Here is a 533-nt window from a genome sequence, read left to right as displayed (position 1 = left end):
GAGCCTGCGCGATCACCGGCGGAGGCGGAGGCGCGAGCGGCTCGGCCTCGGGCGCCTCGGAGGTGATGATGGAGTCCTCCGGCGGCGGCGGCACCACGTCGGGCGGCGTCTCGGTCTGGACCTCGGCGACGTCCGGCGGCTTGACCTCGTCGGGAGGAAGCTGCGCGGTCTCTTCCGGCTTCGCCTCGGTCGGCGTTTCCGCGACTTCGGGCGCCGTCGCGTCGGGCGGATCGCCGACGGGCTTGGCCTCCTCCGGCGCCTCCTCGGAGGCGGCCTGCTCGGACGGCGCCTGCGTCTCCGTCGCCATCATCTCCGGCGAGAGATCGATGGAAATCTGCTGCTCGCCAGGCGGCGACGGCGGGTTGAGATGCAGGAACATCAGGCCGACGAGCGCAGCGGCGTGGAATACCAGCGCCACGGCGAGAGCCGCGAGCAATCCGCCCTGGCCACCACGAGCGGGATCGGCTGTTGAAACGGACGTGGTCATGATGTCAGCGCACCGCCCCGCCGGCCGGTGCGGCTGCTGCCGGCGC

At 72.8% G+C, this 533-nt stretch carries 1 pseudogene; it reads right to left on the bottom strand.

Annotated elements, in window-relative coordinates:
* A pseudogene (locus tag FV217_RS22525) lies at positions 1–487 on the bottom strand (protein TolA); the annotation flags it as partial.
* Positions 488–533: the final 46 nt, after the last annotated feature.

Origin of the sequence: Methylobacterium sp. WL9, from assembly GCF_008040035.1 — a bacterium.
Taxonomy (GTDB): Bacteria; Pseudomonadota; Alphaproteobacteria; order Rhizobiales; family Beijerinckiaceae; genus Methylobacterium; species Methylobacterium thuringiense.
This window is presented reverse-complemented; position numbering and strand designations above follow the sequence as displayed.